This window comes from Arthrobacter sp. Z1-15, assembly GCF_054792395.1.
Map to the genome: position 1 here is coordinate 710,478 of NZ_CP096454.1, position 19,822 is coordinate 730,299.

At 60.0% G+C, this 19,822-nt stretch carries 14 protein-coding genes and 1 pseudogene; 7 read left to right on the forward strand and 8 right to left on the reverse strand.

The genetic code is table 11. The annotated features are described in order from the left end of the window. Positions 1 to 161: 161 nt before the first annotated feature. From M1D40_RS03340 to M1D40_RS03350, 3 genes are all read right to left on the reverse strand, one after another. The gene (locus M1D40_RS03340; protein ID WP_461170205.1) at positions 162 to 3,533 is read right to left on the reverse strand and encodes an SNF2-related protein; all 3,372 of its coding nucleotides are present in this window, start codon (positions 3,531 to 3,533) and stop codon (positions 162 to 164) included. After that, positions 3,530 to 7,300 (reverse strand): Eco57I restriction-modification methylase domain-containing protein, encoded by a 3,771-nt coding sequence (locus M1D40_RS03345; RefSeq protein ID WP_461170206.1) that lies wholly within the window; start codon positions 7,298 to 7,300, stop codon positions 3,530 to 3,532. Before M1D40_RS03345 ends, M1D40_RS03340 begins: the two co-directional genes overlap by 4 nt. A 599-nt stretch (positions 7,301 to 7,899) precedes the next feature. Further along, positions 7,900 to 9,285 carry a hypothetical protein gene (locus M1D40_RS03350; RefSeq protein ID WP_461170207.1) on the reverse strand — a complete coding sequence of 462 codons (1,386 nt, stop codon included), beginning with the start codon at positions 9,283 to 9,285 and terminating at the stop codon, positions 7,900 to 7,902. Between the two features lie 288 nt (positions 9,286 to 9,573). On the opposite strand from M1D40_RS03350, the gene M1D40_RS03355 reads away from it, so the two are divergent. Beyond that, the gene (locus M1D40_RS03355; protein ID WP_461170208.1) at positions 9,574 to 9,738 is read left to right on the forward strand and encodes a hypothetical protein; all 165 of its coding nucleotides are present in this window, start codon (positions 9,574 to 9,576) and stop codon (positions 9,736 to 9,738) included. A gap of 196 nt (positions 9,739 to 9,934) precedes the next feature. Next, positions 9,935 to 10,480, forward strand: a complete 546-nt coding sequence (locus M1D40_RS03360; protein ID WP_461170209.1) for a hypothetical protein — start codon at positions 9,935 to 9,937, stop codon at positions 10,478 to 10,480. Here the strand turns inward: M1D40_RS03360 and M1D40_RS03365 are convergent. Continuing rightward, complete coding sequence (locus M1D40_RS03365) at positions 10,433 to 11,251, reverse strand: tetratricopeptide repeat protein (RefSeq protein ID WP_461170210.1); 819 nt, start codon at positions 11,249 to 11,251, stop codon at positions 10,433 to 10,435. The genes M1D40_RS03360 and M1D40_RS03365 overlap by 48 nt on opposite strands. Next, positions 11,203 to 11,757 carry a DUF4236 domain-containing protein gene (locus tag M1D40_RS03370; RefSeq protein WP_461170991.1) on the reverse strand — a complete coding sequence of 185 codons (555 nt, stop codon included), beginning with the start codon at positions 11,755 to 11,757 and terminating at the stop codon, positions 11,203 to 11,205. The genes M1D40_RS03365 and M1D40_RS03370 overlap by 49 nt, the downstream gene beginning before the upstream one ends. A 102-nt stretch (positions 11,758 to 11,859) precedes the next feature. Here M1D40_RS03370 and M1D40_RS03375 point away from each other — a divergent pair, with 102 nt between their 5' ends. Then, complete coding sequence (locus M1D40_RS03375) at positions 11,860 to 12,216, forward strand: variant leucine-rich repeat-containing protein (RefSeq protein WP_461170211.1); 357 nt, start codon at positions 11,860 to 11,862, stop codon at positions 12,214 to 12,216. Positions 12,217 to 12,304: 88 nt separating this feature from the next. Next, complete coding sequence (locus M1D40_RS03380; RefSeq protein ID WP_461170212.1) at positions 12,305 to 13,567, forward strand: arginine deiminase; 1,263 nt, start codon at positions 12,305 to 12,307, stop codon at positions 13,565 to 13,567. A 295-nt stretch (positions 13,568 to 13,862) separates the two neighbouring features. On the opposite strand, the gene M1D40_RS03385 is transcribed toward M1D40_RS03380, so the two are convergent. After that, the gene (locus tag M1D40_RS03385) at positions 13,863 to 14,228 is read right to left on the reverse strand and encodes a hypothetical protein (RefSeq protein WP_461170213.1); all 366 of its coding nucleotides are present in this window, start codon (positions 14,226 to 14,228) and stop codon (positions 13,863 to 13,865) included. A gap of 436 nt (positions 14,229 to 14,664) precedes the next feature. Between M1D40_RS03385 and M1D40_RS03390 the strand changes: the two are divergent. Further along, positions 14,665 to 14,844 (forward strand): annotated as a pseudogene (locus M1D40_RS03390) (arginine deiminase family protein); the annotation flags it as partial. A gap of 258 nt (positions 14,845 to 15,102) precedes the next feature. Beyond that, positions 15,103 to 16,491, forward strand: a complete 1,389-nt coding sequence (locus tag M1D40_RS03395) for a basic amino acid/polyamine antiporter (RefSeq protein WP_461170214.1) — start codon at positions 15,103 to 15,105, stop codon at positions 16,489 to 16,491. A gap of 120 nt (positions 16,492 to 16,611) precedes the next feature. Here M1D40_RS03395 and M1D40_RS03400 read toward each other — a convergent pair whose 3' ends face one another. Further along, positions 16,612 to 17,589, reverse strand: coding sequence for a DMT family transporter (locus M1D40_RS03400; RefSeq protein WP_461170215.1), 978 nt, complete (start codon positions 17,587 to 17,589; stop codon positions 16,612 to 16,614). Between the two features lie 82 nt (positions 17,590 to 17,671). Here M1D40_RS03400 and M1D40_RS03405 point away from each other — a divergent pair, with 82 nt between their 5' ends. Continuing rightward, positions 17,672 to 18,589, forward strand: coding sequence for a LysR family transcriptional regulator (locus M1D40_RS03405; protein WP_461170216.1), 918 nt, complete (start codon positions 17,672 to 17,674; stop codon positions 18,587 to 18,589). A gap of 54 nt (positions 18,590 to 18,643) precedes the next feature. On the opposite strand, the gene M1D40_RS03410 is transcribed toward M1D40_RS03405, so the two are convergent. Further along, the gene (locus M1D40_RS03410; protein WP_461170217.1) at positions 18,644 to 19,207 is read right to left on the reverse strand and encodes a hypothetical protein; all 564 of its coding nucleotides are present in this window, start codon (positions 19,205 to 19,207) and stop codon (positions 18,644 to 18,646) included. Positions 19,208 to 19,822 lie beyond the last annotated feature (615 nt).

Here is a 19,822-nt window from a genome sequence, read left to right on the forward strand (position 1 = left end):
TTTCGACTGCTGCATCAAAGTTCGCACTTCCGGGTATTTCTTGTAGCTCTCGCCGGATCGGGATTAGTGCGACAGCCCGATGCGGTCATATCCCAAGGAAATTTTACGGGGGCGCTTCCTTCATATATGTCCGTCATACGACTGTCCACCCTCGCGATAGGTCAGTTGACGATCGCCATCCACGTCACGAGCCGGATGTCTTCGAGATCAACTTGAGGAAGCGCTTCAATTGGTTTAGGTGTCTTGAGGCGGAGCTCGTTGGCCTTATCCAGAAGCGCCCGGACTGTCACCGCCGGGGATGCCTGCTGGTAAGACGCCAGAACCGATCGGATCTCCCGTTCCGTGCGGGGGTTGGCTACTTGGTTGAGCCTCTCGACCAGTCTGTCCTGTTGATCCCCCAAACCGGCCCCATGGCGACGAACTAGGTCGGCAGCAACACGCATGACCCGCGGAACTGACGGCTCAAAGGAAGCGGGATCAGTACGTTTCATCCATTCTGCATGCATATCAGCCTGCGCTGCACTCCACGCGGTATACAAATCATTCCGGAGGGCGGGCGACGGATCAGCCGGCGGCGTGTTTGGATCTACTGGGTCAGCCTGCTCCAGGCAGGTGAGCAGTTCCGAGATAATCTCCGGTTCGCCATCCAGCACCTCCAACTTTCCATTTTGTAGCGGAACGAAACGGAATTCCGGGCGCGGGTGGTCAGCTACTTGAGCGCACAGAACGAACCCAGGGCGGCGTCCTGGCCGGGCGATAATTGAACCGGAGCCCCACGGAAGTTCTAGGACATCCTTGGCTGTTTCCTCCGATTTCCATGCGTTTGCGAGGCGGCGCTGATATTCCTCGCTCGATGCGGCGGCGGATCCAGTAGCGTCAAACAACGCGGCATCTTCTTGGCGGAGCCGCTCGATTTCCTGTCGTGTCTCTGAAATGACTCGCTCGGCGGCCTCGATGCCGGGCAGTACGCCATCGCTGACACCGAAGGCAGCAGCAGCTTGCTTGAGCTTGAGCTGGAGGCGGCCTTCCAGCTGAAGCAGCTCCTCAAGCTGGTCGTCCGGAAAGAAGCACCGAAGGTGTATCTCCCTGTGCTGCGAGCCGATGCGGTCGATACGTCCGTGACGTTGGACGAGGCGCATCGGGTTCCATGGCAAGTCGTAGTTGATGATGTGGCCGGCTTGCTGCAGGTTGACGCCTTCGGAAAGCACGTCCGTGGCGATCGCCAGATCATACTTATCTTCATCTTCGACCGTCCCGGCTGTACGGGGGGCGAAGCCGACGATGGCTTCCTTACGCCCGTGTCGGTCACCTCCGGTAGCTACGACGATGCGTCCGGCGTAGTCAACGAGCCGTTTGTCACCGTGTGCCGCCAAGGCGGTGAGGGCCTCGTTTATGTAGTTAGCAGTATCGGCGAAGTACGTGAATACCAGGACCTTTCGGCGGTCCCTGGTGTTTTCAGCCCCGACCCCGTCCCGTTTCGCGGAGGCAGCGATCAGTCCGATTTCGTCAGCCAGGCGGTCAATTTTCGGGTCATCTTTCCAACTCACTGCGGCGACTTCGGTAAGAAATTGGTGAAGTAATTCCTTGTCCGCCTGGACGGCGGCCCGCAGTGCAGGGACGTTGTACCCGCTAGCGGAGTCAACGTTGCTGTCGAGGGTGTCATCGTTCAGGGCGCTTATGACGGTGTCAATGTCGTCGGAGTCGGCTGCTGCCCATGCTCTGAGAGCGTCTCCCGTGAGGACCCGTCCGTGGTCCAGCGCAGATAGAAAGTGGTCCTGGGACGAGATCATCTTCATGATTGTTGCCCCGAATGCGACAGCACTGGACTCAAACCGTTTGAGGAGGGCGGAACGGAGCAAACCAGCGTTCTGAATCTCGTATTGTTCAATTTGATTGTCCTGCCCGAGTAGGAACCTCGAAGGGACGTATCGGGCCATGGTCAAGACTTTGCCGGGGTCCTTTAAAGTCACACCGGTGGTGGTGAGGTCCTCATCCTCAGAGCGTGCGCCGAGGGCGTCTGCCAGCCGGTCAAAAAAGCCTGGCAGGACTCCGTCAAGGTGATACTCGACTCGGTGCACACGGGATTGAGGGAAGGTTATTTGGACGCCGCCGACCTTTGCGTGTGGATACTGTGTTTTGATGAACCGGCGGGTTCGGCGTACGGCTATTGCGTCGAGCAGCTCGAAAAGGTGTTTGCCGGAGAGCTCGTCCGGGTCCAATGCCATCGCGGTTCCGATGTACTGGCGGACGCTAGGCACTCCGATGTCTGCGAATGCGCCGTCGGAGGGATCGATGTAGGAGACCAAGGTTTGCAGGTCTTGCAGTGAGTTGTTGACCGGCGTAGCTGTCAACAGAATGAGTTTCTTGGGCACCGAGCCGGCAAGGAGCATGCGGAATGCATCTGCGCGGTGGGTGCTTGCATTGCGGAGGTTATGGGCTTCATCCACAACTACAAGCGCGTAGGAATCCAATGCCTGGACATGTGCGCCAGCCTTGCCTGCTCGGCCGTTCTGGATGTCGCCAGCGAGTTCTTCGTAGGAGACGACGTCGGCGCTGATGTTTTTGTCCTTGAGGAACGGTCTCCACGTCGAATCCCGCAGCGTGGCCGGTGCGACAACAAGAACTTTTTGCCGGTGCTCGATAGCAGCCTCGCGGATCAGCTCACCTGCGACGAATGTCTTTCCCAGGCCGACTTCGTCAGCCACTATTACGCCGCCACGTTTGGCGAGGATCCGCTTTGCACGGTGCACGCCGTCGGCTTGGAAATCCGTCAGACCAAGTTCATTATCGAACTCCGTGTCCGCTTCGAAGGTGTCCCCGTAAAGTTCATAGAGCATCCGTAGGAACACCGTCCATGGCTGGTGCAGCTCGGTACGTGCCGCGTAGAGTCCTGCCAGATCATAGGGGACAGCCTCTTCCCACTGCTCATCGAACCATTCCTGGGTGCGCTCGACGGGAGATGGCTGATACACACCGAGGTTCAGTTCGCGATTCCGGGCCATCCCGGAATAGGTCAGATTTGAAGATCCTGCCAAGACGCTGGCCCCGCCGTCTTTGACGATGAAGGCCTTGCCATGCAGGAAGTGCTTTTCCAGCCGTCGGACCTGGACATCGTGGCTCTTCAGCCACACAAGCAGGCGCTGGACAGCTGCATCTCCTTCCCTGGTGATTCCTACCAGGTCCCTGTCTTCTGTGAGCGCTTTGGCGTGTTCCTCTAACGCTTCACGTAGTCGGGGGTTTCCACGGCGGGCTCCTAATACACTCAGGGGTGTAATGGTGGACCGCACGTCGTAGTCCATCGGTTCGGCGCCCAGCAGTAAGCGGACCGGTCCTGCGGCTTCCAAAGCCTCAGCTATAAGCGTGAATCCTCCGACGTTGAAGTACGCCGTAGCGATGTCCACTCGCGTCGGTTCCACGCGTCCCTCAGATCCGTTTGCGATCATTTTGATGACTGCATCAGCAACGCGCTCAGTGACGGCACCTGTCCTGTTGGTTGCAAACTCGGGGCGGGTGACAGACGTAGAAAAGCTCATGCTTTACTCCAGCGGTCGAAGTGGGTCAGAACACCCGTCAGGCGGGGGCGATAATCCCATCCACGGTGGAACGTCTCGAAAATGTGAATCAGGCTCTCCCGGCTCAGCCCGTACAGACTCGCTACGGCACCATCAAGTTCATGGATGAGTTCCGTTTTCGTGGCCTCATCCTTCACAGACCCGACGGGAACGCCGATTTCCGCGGCCCAGGATGCGTATCGCTCATCCACCGCTGCCAGCCTCGCGGAAATCTCCACGACTCGAAGGCGCCGCGGGTCATGCCGTTCCGGACGTGGAATGGGGAAGCCGTTAAGCAAGTGCTGGTTGACATGCAGTTCTACGTAACGCCGCGCATACCAGTCCAATGGGATAGAGGACAAAACGCCCAAGAGGTATGCCTCGTCGGAGATGTCCCCAGTGCGTTGTAGGAGATAAGGGGCCGTGTTTGTAAGAAAGGCATTTCCCGGGATGAGTGCGGCTATTGTAGTGCGTGAATCCGTAGAACGCGCCACATCCCTTATAGCGATTCGGGGACTGTTGCAGGGCAAAGTGCTGATGTCATTGACGACATAGGTTTCAAGCCCTCGGAATGCAGAGGAAGCCAAGCGTGCTTGCCGCTTGCGCTTTTTGAACAACGTATCGCGGGCCGGGGCTGGATCGGCGAATGTATACGGGTCGCCGGCGTCGGGGTTCCAGAGGTTGAATGTCGCTCCGGTGTATACGGGCCACCGTCCTGGGGCATCTTCTCCGGCGTCGAAAACGGGACGGTCGTTCGTCGCGTGGAACTCAGCCACGGGCTTGAAGAGCCATTGTTCGCCGGAGTCCAACCTCGGGTGGAAACGCAGCGTCCGGAAGGCCTCAATAGCTGCAGTGTCCGGCAGGAGCGGGAACGATGCCCCGCTGGCCCATTCCGCCAGGCCGGAGGCTGGCAGGCTACCGAGTATGTGCCTACCGGCCATGAAGTCCCGCAGGGAATGGAAGGGACCCGCCAACCGGACCTCGCCCTCGGGGCTCGCCGTTTTCTTGACGGTCAGAAGCGTCACGGAATATTGGCCGTGAATTTCGTCGAAAACCCATTTGCCGGTATTGGTTAGTGTCACCACCGACTGGAATGTCCCCTGCTCCAAGACCGTAGAACGCCACCGGGCCGAACCTGCGGAGTTCAGGACTGACCGGGGAAAAACGACCCCGAACCGTCCGTCGTCCCGCAGGAGCTGCCAGAACCGCCAGGAGAAGGCCTTGTACAAGTCGACGTCGCCGGTGCCCAAACCCGGGTATGGACCGGCAAGCAGCGCCTCACGATATTTTTTGGCAGCTTCCTCCTCACCCTGATGTAGGGCGACCAAGTCGGGTCGGTCAGCGCGGTATTGCTTGATGGCCTTCTTTTGAGCTGCGGGCGACATGCCCATGACTCCGGGGAAGAACCGCTGCCAGAACTTTGGTTCTTCCACCATGACTTCGTCCCATGGCGGATTGCCGAGGATGACGTGGAATCCGGCAGGCTTACCGTTCCTGCTGATGAAGACCTCCGGGAACGCGACAGCTAGGTGTACACCTGCCAGTCTTTCAACCTCTTGGCGTACATCGGCACGCCTGCCCAACCGGAGTATCACTTCGGTGTCAAGGACCCCGTCCAAGTTAATCAAGCCGAGTCTGTTCGCTACTGCGGCATCCAAGATAGCCTTTGCAGGCTCTGAGTCCTTGAGCGCCTCCGCGTAAGCCTCTTCCACGCCTTTCGTTTCCGACGCCGAGGCTTCTGCCGTGAGACCAACGCGGCGCAGCGTTTCGGCAGATTCATCCAGGATTTCTTCGAGCCGGTCAGCCAGGAGGGAGCGCATACCCATACGGTTAGGCTCGAGCACATCAAACGCCTCGTCGAGGGTACCAATACCGGTCAGCGAGTTTCCTTGAACCAGCCCATGATCGAGGGAGGACATAGGAAGACCGGGGACAAAGGTATGAATCCACAGGGCCAGTCGGGCTAGATCAACGGCGATACCGTTCAAATCGATTCCGTAGATACAGCGCTTGGCTACCTGGCGGCGCACCAGCGTCATTTGATCAATTTCGGGAAGATCCCCGGTGCCCGTGGCAGCTAGTTTGGTCAATGCCGTAGCCCGGAGCTGGTCCAATTCCCGCGTGACGCCTGGCAGCGGATGTTCTGCCAGGAATGCAGAGAAGCTGGATGCAATATGGTCTACAGCACCGACCAGAAAATGCCCGGACCCCATGGAGATGTCCGCGACTCGAAAATCCCAAAAAATATCGTGCGCAGATACCTCATCGCCGTCGGCGAGTAATGTTGTAACGCGGCCGAGGTGTTCCTCAACGGCAGGGTCTAGGGCAGTCTCGAGTAGGTGTTCCACAGCGAACTGTTTGGTGAAGTAGCTGCCAGTTGTTTTACGCATGCCGGAGGCATTATGGAAGTACACCTCTCCGGTATGGATGACTACGTCATGGGTCCCGGCTGCGGGCACGTAGACGCCATCGGCGTTCACGGCTAGGTCCGCGGGAGCAACGGACAGCGACGATTCGAGCAGACCCTCATAGATGGTGCCGAACTCGCGCACGCTCAAGGTCTGGAAATCCACCGGGCCCATGGTGCTGTCTCTCCCGGTATCCACCAACAGTTTGACGAGTGTCGGGCCGATCTCCGAATTCGTGAGGCGCAACGCGTCGATGGTTGCCCCCGTCGTTTCCGCTGGATCGAACAAAGAACCCCCGTAGGCGGGGATTCCCCACTCTGTATGGCCGGAGAAGATGCCTCGCCAAATGCCGAGCAGGTTGTCCCACAGGTCGGTGGCTTGCGGATCGAAACTCAGATGCTCGTTGTTTTGAAGGTTTTTAGCGTAGGAACGGGCGCGTTCCTTAAGAGAGACATGCGTGTAGCGCTCGTTGGTTTTATAAGGCAGAAGTCCCCGATCTTCGGCATATGCAACGAACAGAAGCCGGAAGAGGACGATCAACGTAGCGCGATAGGCGCCCCGGAGTTCGGTCTCTGTGGCTGCTCCGAACCGAGCCGCTACTGCCGTGGCAAGATCCGGAACGACGTCCACGTAGATACGCTCCCGCAACCGCTCGCCCAGGCCGGCGGCATGGTCCTGGGAAGACGCAAGAATTGTATCTGCGGTTCCCTGCGCGCAAAGAGCTTCCGGCGTTATTAGGAGGGCAGCGTATGCCAGATGCTCGTCGTCGATGATTGCAAGGTCGATCTCTGTATATGTGTCACTACCTTTGCGGGAAATACCAACATCGGGATCGGCTGTGTACAGACGGATACGGGCTCCCTGAACAGCTAGAACCCACCTGATTCTGGTGTTTCGTGCCAGGGATATGCCGTGCTGGACGGGAGAAGTCTCCCCGAATCTACTCGAAGGGCGATCGAAAAGTTCGCTCCCTTCCAGAAGGACAGCGACGGCATCCTCTCGCCCGTCTTTTCCAAGGAGGAGATCGGCCCCTTTTCGAGAGACATCCCAACCCAAAGCACGGACAAGGTCCTCGCCGGAGTGTCCACGGAAGGCCTGTGAGCGTTCCTTCGCCATTGTCCAGTCTGATCTGTGCGGAACATTCGCAAGCAGCTCGTGCGTGGCGAACAGGCCGGTATTGACCAAGCCCAAGATTTCATCGTCATCATGCGAAGCGAACAACGGAGCGATTAGCTGTTCCGCCAAGGCTGTGGTGGGGGCTTCAAGGCCCTGTTCCACGATCCGCTCGACGAGGGACAACGGCATATCCGTTGCGAGCTGGGCGGTGTCCCGCAGACCCACGATCGCCGCTCTGGGGGAGGCATCTTGTCCCAGGTACCCTACAACCATCAGGACACCAGTGGGTCGGCGATTCCACCGCTTTTCCCACATGGCCCGGAGGTCTGCTACCAATGGGCGATGGGTAGCCACTGCATAGACTACGTCGAGCCGAACTCCGTCGAGGGCCTGATAAAACGCACGCGCGTGTACGTAGTCAGGCGCCCCGGATTGGGACCACATGCGGCCATTGAAATCGCTAAGAAATGATTCCAATTTTGACTCGTGAGACATCGGTGTGCTCCTGCTGATCTGGTGTTGAAGCGTTCTGGTGGCAGGCCGCTAGCAGTGAGAAGCCGACCCTTGGGGGGAGGATATTTTTGTTGAATAAGTGTATGCGCGCTTGATCGCAGACGAGGTCGACGGTTACCGCGCGGGTAGGGCGTTCCGTTGTGCGTATCCGACACTTCAGGCAGGGAGGAACAGCATTGGCAGTCTCTAATTGGCAGTCTCTATAAGTCGTACGCTAGCGGAAATCAGGCTCAGAGCCACTGTGACAGAGGCGGGAGGGGGAACAATCATCTTAATTCCTCCTCCCGCCTAGACGCTCTGGTCAGGGATGGTTACGCTTTTGAACTCGACCGCAACAGCGCCATCTCGAAGGCGTTTTCAGCCTGAATATAAGCGCCGGGCTCCTTACCTACCTTTTGAGGATCCCAGCTAGACAGAGTGATTACCGTCTTGAACGTTGCCATGATGGCGGGGAGATTTTGTTTCACGAAATCACGCGGGTCAACCTTCCACTGGATGTGTCCTTCATCTGTGCGCTCCATCAATGACCGCAGGCCGTATACAACCGGAATCAAAAATCCTTCAGGGATCCGGGTGTCCAGATCACGGCCCATAAATTTAGTCTTCAGATTATCGCTCTTGTTGACACTCTGCACAGCCTTGATGCGCCCAAAACTTCCATCGTTGGTGTTGTAAGCCTTGGCATAGTTTTCTGAAATTAGGTCGTAGACATCCAAGATGTCCGAAACCAGCCCTAGAGCACTTTTCACTTCTCTGGAAACCAGTTTGGCTTTGTAATCCGTCCCATTGTTCTCGCTGACGGAAGGAGAGCTCATGAGCCGCTCAAATCGAACGATGCAATCGCCCTTGCTGCGGTAGATATTCTGAGCTACGGGAGGCTCGACCACACGACCATCGTCGGCGTTTGGCATCGGTGAGACAAGCGATAGTGGGATCCAAGCCAGCGCTACCACGTCTGCAACCTTGATCTTGCCGCCATCATTGGTTTTCCACTCAATCGAGGCATTCAATGAATCCGGCAGCTGACTCTTGAGGTATTCATAGTGACCACTCTGATTGGATTTAGTTTCAGAGCGCAGCTGTGCGTTGTTGTTTCGCGCGGCACAGATGTCCAAGAGTGAATTATTGAACTTTGCTACTTCTTCGGGGCTGTCCGGATCGTTTGGCAGGAGGACTTCGACCGGTACAACGGCATCCCAAGTCGACTTATCTTCTTCACTGGATTTCCGGAGTGTCTCTACAGAAGACCGGTTAGCATGCCAGATGGCTTTAAAGTCAGTCCAGTTCTTTGGCTTGTTTGACTGCTTCAGTACACCCGCCTGATCCAAGATATGGAGGCCGAAAGCGAGCATATTGTGGCCTCCGTCAAGGATTCCCTCGACGCCTATATCTTGGAAAGACAGCCGGTAGCGGTGTCGCTGCAGCCTCTCGAACTTTGAGGCGCCTAGGAGTACGCCTTTGGTTTTGAACGGCAGTACTTCCGGGGTGGATTCTATCGATTCGCGTATGGCCGCTGTAATGGGTCCTACACGCGATGACCTTGGATTGGCTTCAAGATCGATCGAATCAATTGTGGCGATGAGGCTGCTAATCTTGGCCAGCCCGATAACGCGGAGGATGCCCTGATAGGACTGTTCGTACGCGTCTTCAAACTTGATAATCGTAGATGTATCGGCCGAGAGGGTTTCGATAGGCATAAAAAAACTCCTTACGTAGGTAAGGAGAAGACGGTCTGGGTAAGAAAATGCACATTATTTCTGTACTTCCAGAAGCCTTCTCAGGATTCTATTTCCAGCTGCTCATCCGAGCTGCTTTTAGCAACGGTGTCACAAGTTTGTTCGGATGTCAAACGATGCCGCAAGCCCCTGTTGCCGATTCTGATTTCTTGAATGAGTGTGGCTCGAGATCTGGAAGCTAGCCGACGAAGTCGGCTAAGCCGGAGGGCATGGGACGGATCCTCTTTCGGCAGCCCGACGGCACCTGTAGTGAGCCGAACCGCTGAGATCTTGCCACAGAAGCGCAACTTCTACCCATCCTCCCCGAACATTCGGAGTTCACCCCTGGCGTCAGCGCTGACGCCCGGGACGTTCCACGAGTTTCAGTCGGCAGCCGGGCCCGCCGTCGTCTTCGTCGTTGATCCCGGCGGGTAGCTGGCGCTCTTGGAGGGCAGGCTGACCGGCAACGCCCCATGTGCATCGATGAGTACGGTGCACGCGGCTAGCAGTAGAGCAAAGGACCTGACAGCAGTCATAGCGGCATGAACTCAACCAATCTCTGTCGTACTGTCATCGTGATCCCAGGGACCGGATAGTCTTTGGAAAAGGTTTCGTACACACTGGGGGAATAATGCGAAAGCAGCATGTTTTAGGATTCTTTGTTCTTGGTGCAATTGCTTTAGCCGGTTGCTCTTCGGAGGGCGGGCCATCCACCGAAAATCAACTGGAGCCTTCCACCTCGACTGTGATCAGTCCGCATACATCGCCGGCAGCGGGGGAACCGGCTGAAGTGCCGCCGGAGCCGGTAGAGGCATTGACCGTTGCTGAGCGACTTCAGGCTGCCATCCCTTCGGTCTCTTCGGTGACGGAAGTGACTGAAAACAATGACTCAAACAACCTGATCGGGCGTCCCGGGCAATATGTCACGGCAGCATGGGTTGCAGATGCTTCGGCTGACCCCACGCAGACGGGCATTGACGGCGGAGCGGTGGTCGAGGTTTTTGCCAATGCTGAAGATGCTCAAACTCGATCGACCTATATTCAGGACACGCTGCGCAGCATGGGGCCGGCCTTCGGGACTGAATACCACTACTTCGATGGAAGTGTCCTCCTCCGAGTCTCGGGAGTACTAGTGCCAAGTCAAGCTGCGTTGTACGAGCAGGCGTTCATGGGCTAGCTGTAACTGCCAGAGTCGTTGCGAAAGCGGCTGTTGAGAGAGGGCCTTATGGAGCCCGCTAAGTTTCCTGAACCCTTGAATCGCCACAATGGAGGAATCACTTTGTGCCGGGGATGAAAACTCTAATAGCGCCACAAGAGGGTCGCGCCCCGGTCGCTCGTGGAGATTCGCGAGGTGCTCTCGCAGGCCCGGGTATGCGCTGTTCTCAGCGAGCACTTTCTCGAGATCTTTCCTGGCCATCGAACGCTTGCCTTCGCGGAGGTAGGTCAGTCCTCGCTCAATGAGGGTGCGATGGTGCAGATCGGCCGGCCGGGATCGAATCCGCAGCGCCTCTTTTAATGCCGCGTGGGCAGCCTCGAAATAGCCCTGCTCACGGAACGCGATGCCGCGCTGGGTCAGCAGGAAAGTCGCGGCCTCATCCTCGTTGATGAGTCCCTCAGCGAGGTCAACGACGTCATTCCACCGTCCCTGCTGCATGTACAGCTCGGCCAGAGAGACAGCGGTAACGGTGCTCGGTTCGAGTTGTTCGACGACGTCGACGGCGGCCGGGATGCTGCCGGTTTCCTGGTAGAGCTCGGCCAGCAGCAGTCCGATGAGGTTCCGGTCCGTGGGCAGCTGGACGGTGATGTCGTCCGCGATGGGCAGGGTGAACGAGGCGTCCGGCAGATATTCTTGGACGAAGTCATCCCTGGCTGGGTCGTACCCAATACCGAATAACCAGGTCAGCAGCTCGAGCCCACGCTGCGTATCCCCAGCTGGAAGGGCAACCAAGCTTGCTTCCAGAAGGGAAGCCAAAGGACGGGCAGACGGGTGGTCGGCACCGATGCGGGCCAAAAACGCGAAGTCGGGTTTTCCCAGGATGGCCTTATGGAGTTCCTTTTCCCACTTGGGTGTGAAGAGTCCTGGAATTGGGGCCTTAGGAACCGGAACGTTTGAGGAGCGGCACCCGGTTTAGGATTCGAACCCCGTTTGGCGGCCGCTGCGGACTGGCGCCGACGTCGAGTGTGGCCGGAGGACAGGGTTTCCGTGTGATAAATGCCCGTACCGGGGATGCCCACAGTGTGGGTCACGCGGTCGGAGCTGTTGGCTGAGATCCTGGCTCCTTTGACGCCAGCGCTGACGCTCTTAGGGGTGACCGTCATCCGGATGCCTGGTGCGATCTTGAACGATTTCCGTGCCCTGAACCCCATCTGAGCTCCCACTAGTTCGCGTCGGTTCCGCTGTGCAGCACTACTTTTTAGTATAGGTAGCTGCTGTGTCGGTGGCCTGATAGCCATGGCGATAGTGAAGCCCACACATATCTGACGGTGCGCTCAGGATTCGGAGCCCGCCGTACCTTCTGCAAGGATGGAAGTAAGGCTACTGACTAAGGAGATCCGATGCAGAACGAAATGCAGGAACATCCCGCTGACGAGAATGCCCCTTCAACTAAGCGGACGACACCGCTGATGAACATTCCGGCGGCAGACATCGTCGACGGCGGAGCATCAGCAGCCAGGCCGCGGGATGTGGACCCGGCCGAAGTCGCGATCCTGGCCGAAGCCGAAGACCCTGGCACCCCCGGCCTGCGGCTGCAGGAACTGGCCACCGATGAGCCGAAGGCCCGCCCCGCCGTCGCCGCCAATCCCGCTGCCGGACCTGAACTGCTCAAGTGGCTCGCTGCGCTCGACGATCCCGCCGTCAACGAGGCACTCCGCCGCCGCAAGCAGGCCCAGCAGGCAGAGCGCGGACACTAATTCCTAATCTGTGGAGGGATGGACAAAAAGTCCGTCCTCCACATCTGTTGAGCCTGCAAAAACTCACCTGAATACCAAGGAGAACCACATGTTTCCCGCCACCTCCGCACCCAACGCCGCCGACTACGGGGTGTACTCGGAGGTCGGAAAACTGCGCAAGGTCCTTGTCTGCGCGCCGGGCCTGGCCCATGAACGGCTCACCCCGACCAACCGGGAAGACCTGCTGTTCGATGACGTGATGTGGGTGGAAAACGCCCAGCGTGACCACGCCGACTTCGTGAACAAGATGACCAGCCGCGGGGTCGACGTCGTCGAACTCCATGACCTGCTCGGGCAGACCATGGACCTGCCCGAGGCACGGACCTGGCTGTTGGACCGCAAAATCATCGCCAACCGGGTCGGGCTCGGGCTGGTGCCCGGCACCCGGGCGTACCTCGATTCACTGACCGGCGCGGAGCTGGCGCGGATCCTTATCGGTGGGCTCACGACGTCGGACCTTCCCGATGATTACCTCTCCGGCTACGTCGGCCTGGTCCGGGAATCCACCGGCCGGCCGGAGTACCTGCTGCCGCCGCTGCCCAACACCCTCTACACCCGCGACACCACCTGTTGGATCGGCGGCGGGCTGACCCTGAACCCGCTGTACTGGCCGGCCCGGCATGACGAGACCCTGCTGATGCAGGCCATCTACCGGTTCCACCCGGACTACGTGGGTTCGAAGATTTGGTGGGGCGACGCGGAAAAGGACTGGAGCCAGGCCACCTTGGAGGGCGGCGACGTGATGCCCGTGGGCAACGGCACCGTACTGTTGGGCATGGGGGAGCGGACCTCCCGGCAGGCCATCACCCAGCTCGCGCAGGCCCTCTTCAAGGAAGAGGCGGCGGAACGGATCGTCGTCGCCGGCATGCCCAAGCTGCGCGCCGCAATGCACCTGGACACCGTGTTCACCTTCGCGGACCGGGATTTGGCCACCATCCACCCGGCTATCGTGGACGGCATCCATCCCTTCACCATCCACCCCTCGGACAAGGCCCCCGGGTTGGAAATCCGCGACGAACGGGACCGCCGCTTTGTCGACGTGGTCGCCGAAGCGATGGGGTACCAGCAGCTGCGCCTGGTGGAGACCGCCGGGGACTACCACGCCACCGAACGCCAGCAGTGGGACAGCGCGAACAACGCCGTCGCCCTGGAGCCGGGCGTGGTGTTCACCTACGACCGCAACACCCAGACCAACGCCGCGCTGCGCAACGCCGGTGTCGAGGTCATCCCGATCGTCGGCGCCGAGCTCGGCCGCGGCCGCGGCGGCGGGCACTGCATGACCTGCCCGATTATCCGCGACCCCATCGATTAACGCGTGTCAGAGGACCGACCACATGTCCTCGCCCATGTTGCAAACGTTCCCACGTAGACACGATCCATCGAGAGAAACGCGCATGGATAACGATCGGAGGTAGATCCGTCCGTCGCGGTAATCCCCTTGCTCTCCCGATACACCAGTGGAAGCCAGCAAAGTTATAGGGGCGAGCCGATTGATGTAGCCGCCTCGCTGTGGCCGTTGTTTATCCGTAACGCACATTTGCAGCTGCCACGTTGCAACACCTTTTCGAGGATTTGGGTGGCCACTCCCGGATGCTATTTGGGGTCGTCTAGAGAGAAAATTTTCCTATTGCATCCATTATGGAAATAAGGCTTAGGAAAAATCCGCCCCCAAAGGCTAGTGCAACACCCCATGACTTTGCACTGTCGCGAAGACCCTTGCTTGAGCCCTCCGCTCTCTTGCCTGTCCATGGTTCCGTTGAGCCCAGTGCGCCGATGAGAGCGCCAAGTGTTGTGATAACCGTGCCGACGGCTATGAATGCCTTGTGAGACTGGGGCGTTGCGTGCTCCGCAATGGAAAATCCCAGCCAAACGTACAGTGCAACGACAATTGTTAGCATCAGTGCAAGTAACATCCATCTTTTCATTTTGGTTTTACGTATAACAGTGTTCGCGAGGTTGGTGACTGTGCTCATGGCGCTTTTCCAATCGACAATTATTGAACTTTTCCTGTGGACCTTATCGGTCATCAGAATCAGAATGTAAGCCGGAAACAGTGTATGAGGTCAGGAATCGTTGTGGATCTTCTGGGGCCTAAGCACATCTACGGTGGGTCAGGCTGTCCATCATCATCCTGGTGTTGGCCGTGTTGGCCGTGTTGGCCGTGTTGCCTGTACCTGCCAGGCATTTTCGTCGTTTAGATTCGCCTTGCTATGCATCGAGTCGCTAATAGCGATACTCAAGCGGCTCCCAGATGCCGAAGTCTGATGAGATGGCTACTCAGGTTGGCATAGGGCAGATTCTGAAGCATCTTTTCTTTAGGGCTTCGCGCTCTGCCCTTGACTGCACGTCGGCGTGGATCACACAGGAGCGACAGGGGAGGCGTTGCCATCAGTGACTCTAGGCTGTGCCAACAACGCCGTCGCGCTGGAGCCCGGCGTGGTGCTCACCTACGACCCCAACACCCAGACCAACGCGGCGCTGCGCAATGCCGGCGTGGAGGTCATCCCGATTGTTGGCGCCGAGCTCGGCCGCGGCCGCGGCGGCGGGCACTGCATGACCTGCCCGATCATCCGCGACGGGATTGACTAACCAGAGCTGACCAGGATTGACGACGACGGCGACGACGAGCCTGCTGCGCGGCGGCGCCGACGGGTTAGTCGTCGGTGGAAACGCCTCTTCGGCATCCGCCGCCGGCCGCTGGCTGCCGATTCGGACCGCGCCGCCGCCTTCTGAGAAGATAATGGTGAGCTGCTGCCGGGGGATACCCCCGCAGGAAGCGGTCCGCTCCTCCACTGTTGTCTAACCCGTGTTGCCTCAGCGGCCGCCACACCCGATTGGAAGAGAACCATGTCTAATCCGCCTGCTCCGGGGGAGAAGGCTCCAGCGGCCAAGCTCTCCCTGCTGACCCTCACCACCGTGGTGATCGGGTCCATGGTTGGGGCCGGGGTGTTTTCCCTGCCCCAGCGCTTCGCCGAGGAAACCGGGGTGTGGGGTGCGCTGGTCGCCTGGCTGATTGCGGGGTCCGGCATGCTGATGCTGGCCTTCGTCTTCCAGCGGCTGTCCCTGCGCAAGCCGGCGCTGGATGCGGGGATCTTCTCCTACGCCAAGGCCGGCTTCGGTAACTATGTAGGGTTCTTCTCCGCAGCGGGCTACTGGGCCAGTGCCTGCGTGGGAAACGTCACCTACTGGGTGCTCACCATGTCCACGCTGGGAGCCCTGTTTCCGCAGCTGGGCGCGGGGGACACCCTTCCCGCCGTCGTGCTGTCCTCGGCCGGATTGTGGGGATTCTTCTTCCTGATCAGGCGCGGCATCAAAGAAGCCACGGCCATCAACCGGATAGTCACGATCGCCAAGGTTGTGCCCATCCTGGTCTTCGTGCTGTTTGCCGTCTTCCTGTTCGACCCCGCTGTCTTCGCGGGAAACCTGACAGGGGCGGCTTACACGGGGCCGTTGTTCGAGCAGGTCAGCAACACGATGCTGGTGACCGTCTTCGTTTTTCTCGGGGTTGAGGGTGCCAGCGTGTATTCACGCCATGCCCGACGGCGGGAGGACGTTGGGCGGGCGACCATCCTTGGCTTTCTGAGTGTCTTTGCCATCTTTGCCTCGGTCACGATTGTTTCCTACGGGGTCCTGCCGATGGAACAGCTCGCCGAGCTGCGCCAACCATCCATGGCGGGCGTCCTGGACGCGGGGGTGGGGACCTGGGGGCTGGTGTTCGTCAGCGCCGGCCTGATCATTTCGGTGATGGGGGCCTACCTGGCCTGGAGCCTCATGGCAGCGGAGGTCCTGTACGTGGCCGCCACGGAGAAGGACATGCCGCGGTTCCTGTCCCGGGTCAGCGACGACGATGTCCCGGTCAACGCCCTGCTGCTGAGCACCCTGCTCAGCCAGCTGGTCATGGTCATCACGTACTTCTCCGAGGACGCCTTTGACTTCGCACTGGACATGACAGCTGTGCTGACGCTGTTTTCCCTGTTGTTCGCGGCCCTCTACGCCCTCAAGCTCGGCTGGAGCGGGGAAACGTATGAAGGAGCCCCGCGCCGCGTCCGGCGGGGCGACCTGGCCATTGCCGTCATCGCCACCATTTACGCGGTGTTCCTGGTCTACGCCGCCGGCCTGCCGCTGGTGCTGCTGTCGATGATCTTCTACGCCCCGGGCACCGTCCTGTTTGTGATCGCGCGCCGGGAACAAGGGGGCGTGTCTTCCGGGGAGGGGAGCTGGTTCTCTTCCTCATGACAGTGGCCGGAGCCGTTGCAGCTGTGCTCGCCCTGACCCAAGGCTGGATAGAGCTCTAAGCAAAGGGCAGGCGGACACTGCAGGACCTGCCCGATCATTTGGGACGGTATCGGCTAAGGACTAATGCACGACGGCGGCCGTCCGCCGCCGCGGCAGCGTAGCCACCGCGACACCCGCCAGGGCCAGCGCCCCGCCGAACAGTGCCGCAACCGGCGGCACCTCACGAAGCAACAGCCAAGACAGCAGCACCACCACGGCCGGCACCGCGTAGGTGGTGGCGGCTGTGCGGCCGGCACTGAACCGCGCCAGGACGTAGCCCCAGGTGGTGAACGCGATCGCCGTGGGGAAGACCCCGAGATACACCACGGCCAGCGTGGAGGACAGCGGTGCGGCGGACAGCTCCCGGACCAGTTCGGGGAGGAACGGCAGGCAGGCAACGGCCGCGGCCAGGCACCCGATCCACGTCATGGTGGCAGCATCCACATACTGGAGCAGCCGCTTCTGCAGGGTAGCCGCACCGCCGTAGAGCACGGCTGCGGCAAGGCCGAGCCCCACACCCACCGGATCGACGGTCCCGGTGGAGGTCGCAGCCGCAATGACGGCGACGCCGGCAAAGGCCACCAGCATGCCAATGATCAGCCGCCGCGGAAATCCCTCGCCCAGCAGCAAACCTGCGAGCACAGCCACAATCATGGGCGCCAGGTTCACCAGCAGTGCGGCGGTGCCGGCATCCAGATGCCGTTCGGCCGCATTCAGCACCAGGTTGTACACCCCGAACCAGGCGAGCCCCCAGACAATCACGAGGGCCAGGACCCGGCCCCGGAGCCGTCCGCGCGCCGACGGGTCGCCCGGCCCGCTGGTGGAAGCCGCTGCAGCCACCCGGCGTCGTCGTCCCGCCACCGCGGCAATGGCCATCAGTGCCACCGCCCCCACCGCGATCCGGCCCAGCGTCAGGGCGCCGGGGGAGTAGTCCGCGCCGGCGGACCGGATGCCCACAAAGGCCGATGCCCACAGCGCCACCGTCACCGCCATCGCGGCCCACAGGCGCGGAGTGGCGCCGCTGGAAACGGAAATGCTGCGGGACGCTGTAGATGTCATGCCTGTAGTCTTCCCCGCTCCGGGCTTTAGCACCAGTTCCGATTCTTGATCCACAATTCAGTACAGCTGTAGAGTCAGCGGCATGTTGGATATGCACCGGCTGCGAATCTTCTCCTCCGTGGTGGCCAGCGGCTCCGTGGCCGCCGCCGCGGCTAACCTTGGGTACACACCCTCGGCGGTCAGCCAGCACCTCACGATCCTGCAGCGCGAAACCGGCCTCACCCTCCTCGAGCGTGCCGGCCGCGGCCTGCGTCCGACGGCGGCGGGGCTGGCGGTGGCAGCGCAGGCGGAAGAGATCCTGGCCCGGCTCAGTGAGGCGGAGGCGGTGCTGTCCGATCTCCGGACCGGACGGAACGGGCGGCTGTCCATGGCCTACTTCGCATCCGTCGGCGCCGCCTGGATGCCCGAAGTGGCCCGGCGGCTGACCACCGACCTGCCCGGCGTCCGGCTGGAACTCCAGCTGCGCGACGACGTCGCTCACGACCCGGAGGACCGTCCCGATATCCAGCTGGTGGTCGGACGCAAGGGGAGCATCACTCCGGGCAGCGGCTTCGACGCCCACCACCTGGTGGACGACCCCTACGTTGCGGTGCTGCCCGACCATCATCCCTTTGCCGGCCGGACGGAGATCGAGCTGGCGGAACTGGGCGGGGAACAGTGGGTGGACAACGACTTCGCCCACGGGCTGTGCCGGCTAAACCTGCTGGATGCCTGCGCGGCCGCGGGTTTCACCCCTACCTTCCAGATCGAAGCCCACGACTATGCCACCGCCATCGCCTTCGTCAGCGCCGGCATCGGCATCACGGTGCTGCCGGCACTGAGCGCCCAGCAGCTGCCCGCCAACGTCCGCCGGATCCCGGTGGTTCGCCCCGCTCCCGTCCGCTCCATCTATGCGGTGGTGCGCCGCAGCATGGCCGGCACCGAACCGGTGCAGCTGGTCCTGGAGACCCTGCATGCCCTGCACCTTGCACCTGGAATCCGCGCGGCTGCCTCAGCCTGAGCTGGGCGCGCCCGTGATCCCCGCTTTTCGCTGCGGAGGCCGGGCAAAACCGCTCTACCGGAAATGGAGCCAGGCGGCACGGCCGGAGGGCGGCTGATAGTCGGAGGTGAGAGGGGGCGTGTAAAGCAGGACATACTGCCCCGGACCGGCTTCGTCATTGGAGAAACACACGTCGCCGCCGGTCGAGCCGCCCGGCGCTATTTTTCCGCCAGCGCCCAGCTGATTATCGCTTCCATACTGAACGGTGTAATTAATGAGTCCTCCGGGTGTCTGGAGATTCCAGTCAAAGGTGTCGAACGTGATCTGCGCGCCGGAGTTGTTCTTCAGTGTGGTGGACGTACACAGGGTCGGCGAATCGTCATACGTCGTCGTCTTTCCGTCAAAGAGTTCCGAGGCGGTGACGCTGAGCCCGTCGATGGTGAGGGAATCTTCGGGCTGCCCCACAACATCGCCGCGCATCTCACCGGGAAAAACGGGCGCCGCAGCTGGCCCGGTGGGTTCCGCGGAGGCAGTGACCGCCTCCTCATCCGGAGCAGCAGTGGAACTTCCGTCATTACCGCCATCGGAAAGCAGGATAACGATGATGAGGATCAGAGCGAGCTCAAAGAGAAGACGCAAATTTCCGGTCCGGGGGCGTTGCGGACGTCTGCGCTGGCGGACGGGATGCCTCGGCTTATAAGGCACAGACGTGTTTTCCGGCGGTTTCACGTAATCAAACCTGGGCATTGTTTTGAGGCCTCATTCTGGTGTGTTGCTGGTGCGCATTCTCCCCGCGGAAATCTACCGTAGTTTCGACCTACCGACGATTTTCCTTATCCAGCCCGCAGCCTGCCGGACTATGTCCGGCCGCACATGAATGGACAACCATGAATCCGGGAAGTGCATCCCCAGAAGAGATCAGAGAACCGCAAACACGCAAGGACTCCTTGGGTAAGGAAGCCAAGAAGCCAAAGTCGCTCAAAATCCGGCTTGCTACTGGTCACTCGGCTTGCTGATGCTCGGAATCTTTGTGGTCCTGCCGGGAACTGACCTTTCAATGCAGGAATACAACAACACTCACCCCAGTACATTCCACAACTGCACGGTTACCCAAGCCGGCCCCTACCACAGGACCTCCAGAAAGGGGACGGGTAGCTACAAAGTCCTCATCGACACCTCGGATTGCGGAGACTACGAGTTGGATCGCGGAGTCACTAAGAGCAATTACCGAGACGTTGCTCAAAAACTAACCCC